The organism is Faecalicatena contorta, from assembly GCF_001404335.1.
Classification (GTDB): domain Bacteria; phylum Bacillota; class Clostridia; order Lachnospirales; family Lachnospiraceae; genus Faecalicatena; species Faecalicatena contortus_B.
This window is the reverse complement of sequence record NZ_CYZU01000040.1, coordinates 1-3,849: the sequence shown is the minus strand read 5'-3', so window position 1 is coordinate 3,849 and position 3,849 is coordinate 1. Positions and strand designations below refer to the sequence as shown.

Here is a 3,849-nt window from a genome sequence, read left to right as displayed (position 1 = left end):
AAGAAGGTGTTTCTGTATGCCATGGAAGGAGACCTCTGTTATGGAACAACGTAAACAATTTATTACAGAATATCTATGTGGAACTGATAGCTTTAAGGCTCTCTGTCAAAAGTTTGGAATCTCAGAAAAAACTGGACATAAGTGGAAAAACCGCTTTCTGGAATTTGGCTTCTCCGGCCTCGCGGATCAGAGCAGGGCCCCTTCTAATTCTCCGAATCAGCTGGATGAAGATACCGTCATTCGTTTAATTAAAATGCGTTCCGCTCATCCGGCCTGGGGGCCTAAGAAACTGGCCGTTCTTTACAAGAGCGCTTATCCAGAGTCGCCAACACCATCTGAGAGTAGTATTTATCGCATTTTGGGAAAAGCTGGGTTGATTCCCAAACGACGCTTTCGGCATCCCGATCCAACTGCTTCCAAGCTGCGTAATAAGTTGGAAGCTCTTCAGCCCAATGATGTCTGGACCGTTGATTTTAAAGGCTGGTGGATGTCCCAGGGGGAACGCTGTGTTCCACTGACCGTACGTGATCTGCACAGCCGATACATTCTTACCATCCGCCTGATGGAGAGAACAACTGCTGATGCTGTCAAAGCTGTATTTGAAGAATTATTCTATCACTACGGACTTCCCAAAATCATTCGCAGTGATAATGGTACTCCTTTTGCTTCCTCAAATGGCTTCCTTGGTTTGACAACCTTAAGCGCATGGTGGATGTCTCTTGGCATTCTTCCGGATCGTACCGATCCAGGCTGTCCAACGCAAAATGGTGCCCACGAACGCATGCATGCAGATATAAGTAGGGAGATTCAAGGAAAAATACCTGGTGGCAGAGAGGCCAATCAAGCCGCCATTGATTTGTGGGTGGAAGAATACAACAACATCCGCCCACATGAAGCCTTACAAATGAGTACTCCATCCGATTTTTATAAAAAATCTACTCTGCTATACGAAGAAGCGTTAGCAGAACTGGAATATCCGATTGGTTACCTGCCAAGAAAGATTAACAAACATGGAGAAGTAAAAATCAACAAAACACTGTATTCTGTAAGTTCATCACTTCGAGGCTTACAGGTAGGAGTGCAGCCAAACGGTGATAAAACATATATCATTTGGCTTCACGACTTTCCACTTGGTATGCTTGATACAAAAACCGCTTGTATAACGGCAATGGATGTTTTAAACTGATACTAATTAACAATTCGACTTACCACCTGTTGAATCGACTTACCTATCTCCTGAAACAAAAGACTTACCTATCTCCTGACTGGTCAGTCTCCTCCTTTCCGCAGGCGTCCCCCAAGTCAACCCCCCTCACCACTACCCCCACCTTAACAACCGCGCTATGATTTGTTTTTGTGTCTCTGGGTTTTTTTCGTTCATGCACAGATAGATTCCCTTCGGGGATACTGCATCTATAAAAGTTTCCAGTTCCTGGGGCTCGAGATCTACAACGATGCTTTTACCCGCTGCCTGTATCTTTTTGATGAACGGGACTCACTGCATGATTGGTTTATCCGCTCCTACGCCCTGCACCCACTGGATAGCCTGTATCTGATCGATTTTTAGTATCTCGTCAATATGGTTTGCGACTCCTTTTCCGTCCAGGTGGAAGATGTTATGATCGAAGTGTTCGCTTTCTTTCTTTATATATGGCAGAGAGATCTCATTGAAGAATTCCTGGGAGATCATCGCCCCCATATCGCAGCTTGGTATATGCATCGTCCCATAGGAGGGGATATCCATCCACGAGACAGAAAGCTGCCTCTTTTGTCTTAGCTTGTCATGGAAGACTTCCATCATCGGGAAAAAGGGGGCAAAACATTTTTGTACCAGTTTTTTTACAAATTCTATGTCGTCGTACATATCCATACACAGCTCCTGTGTACCGCGCAAGGCTGCGGCGCAGTCCAAACTCGGATGCATATCCGTATAGCCGACCATAAAACGCCCTTCACACCGCTCGAGAGCATAGTCCATCATCTCCAGCATTTTCTGGTAATAGCTGCTTTCTGGATGAAAACAGATTTTTTCCAGATCCTCCTCGCCGAATATCTGCGGTTCGCACCAGGAAGTTACTTCCCCGAACTCCAGTTCACAGTCTGCAAGCACCGCAGCAAAAAAGTTCGGGCCAAGATTTGGAAAGTAGATGGGGAATGTTTCCCCCAGCCACTGGTTTGCATGTAATTTTTTTTCAAAGGCGGACACCTGATATTCTGTATCGAACCACCGGGCTTTCAGACTGCTCCAGCTGTCCGCTGAATCTGCAGTGTCATACTCTTCATTGTGGGCCGAAAACCGTATGGGTACACGGTCCAGTATTTCTCCGTCATACCACGCGTATATCCGTTTCATACATTCTAAAAAATCTGGTTTTGTCTCCAGGCCCAGGTCATACATTGTTCCGCAGTTTTCTGCGGATCCGTCCGCAGGGCAAGCCTTACAGGACGCCGCCTGGGTATTTAAGTTTGTATTTTCCATAAAAGTCTCCCTCTGCATTACGCTGTTTTTAGCTTTGCCTTCTTTTCCCTTGACCGGATATCCACGGCAACCGCCACAATCAGCACGATTCCTTTCACAACCCGCTGCCAGTATTCGTTGATATTGAGCATCATCATACCGTTTGCAAGGACTCCCATGAATACAACCCCCACGATTACCTTTGACAGTTTACCTTCTCCGCCGCTGACACTTACCCCGCCCAGGACTACGGCCGTTATAATGTCCATTTCGTAACCGTCTCCTGCACTCGGCTGCCCGCTGTTTACCCTTGACATCAGTATGAGTGAGGCCAGGGCGCCCAGGAATCCTACCATGGTATAGATTTTATAGATTTCCTTTTTCACATTCACTCCCGACAGCCTGGTCGTCTCCTCGTTGCCTCCTATGCCGTAAATCCTCCTGCCAAAAACTGTTTTTCCCAGCATGATATATCCGAAGATAAATACCAGCACCATGATAATCATGGAGATCGGAACAAGCCCGATACTCCCCTGCCCCAGTATCTTGAATCCTTCGGGAATTCCATAGATAGGCATTCCGCCCGATATCAGATAGGTGGCTCCCCTGAGACTTATCATCATGCCGAGAGTTGTGATAATTGGCGGTATTTTCAGACAGGTTATGCAGGTTGCATTAATGACTCCTATCACAATGCCAATGGCAAACCCTATGAATACAACGAGAACGGGATTGACGCCCTTACTCATTAAGGTGGCGCATGTCACGACGACAACTCCGATCAATGATCCGATCGAAAGGTCGATGCCCCCGGTCAGAATCACGCATGTCATACCAACAGCGCAGATTCCTACTATGGAAATCTGACGGGCAATATTTGCCAGGTTATTCGGCGTCAGAAATGAAGTCGTGGAGAAGGAAAAGAATATGACCATCACCGCTAATGCAATAATAATTCCCATATTATTCCACTCTATTTTCTTTTTGTTTGCATTCATCTTTTCCTTCATGACATAACCTCCTGTGCCTTAGACGCCAATTCTAATATTTTTTCCTGATGAATCTGCTCTTTTTTAAGTTCGCCGGATATCCGCCCTTCTGCCATGACGATAACACGGTCAGACATCCCCATCAGCTCCGGGAGCTCTGAGGAGATTAGGATCACGGCCTTCCCCTGTCTCGCCAGTTCATTGATCAGTTCGTATATTTCCTGTTTCGCTCCCACATCAATTCCCCGCGTGGGTTCATCAAAAATGATGATATCACAGTTCATGAGGAGCCATTTCCCCAGTATAACTTTCTGCATTACTATTCACAGTCGATTAGGGCATGACAAATAGAGCGGGTGTCATTTCCGCTTGATTTTTCATATTTGAATCGACTTTCAAAGA

Annotated in this window: 3 protein-coding genes and 1 pseudogene; 1 reads left to right on the top strand and 3 read right to left on the bottom strand. The window is 46.1% G+C overall.

The features are described 5' to 3' along the window. The first annotated feature begins 40 nt into the window (after window positions 1–40). Window positions 41–1,186 (top strand): DDE-type integrase/transposase/recombinase, encoded by a 1,146-nt coding sequence (locus ARB69_RS17650; protein ID WP_055154536.1) that lies wholly within the window; start codon window positions 41–43, stop codon window positions 1,184–1,186. A 309-nt stretch (window positions 1,187–1,495) separates the two neighbouring features. Here ARB69_RS17650 and ARB69_RS17645 read toward each other — a convergent pair whose 3' ends face one another. The 3 genes and pseudogenes from ARB69_RS17645 to ARB69_RS17635 form a co-directional block, all read right to left on the bottom strand. Next, complete coding sequence (locus tag ARB69_RS17645) at window positions 1,496–2,479, bottom strand: hypothetical protein (RefSeq protein ID WP_202976930.1); 984 nt, start codon at window positions 2,477–2,479, stop codon at window positions 1,496–1,498. 17 nt (window positions 2,480–2,496) lie between these two features. Continuing rightward, window positions 2,497–3,468, bottom strand: a complete 972-nt coding sequence (locus ARB69_RS17640) for an ABC transporter permease (protein ID WP_055154534.1) — start codon at window positions 3,466–3,468, stop codon at window positions 2,497–2,499. Further along, window positions 3,465–3,761: pseudogene (locus tag ARB69_RS17635) on the bottom strand (D-xylose ABC transporter ATP-binding protein); the annotation flags it as partial. The gene ARB69_RS17640 and the pseudogene ARB69_RS17635, both read right to left, overlap by 4 nt. Between the last annotated feature and the right edge of the window lie 88 nt (window positions 3,762–3,849).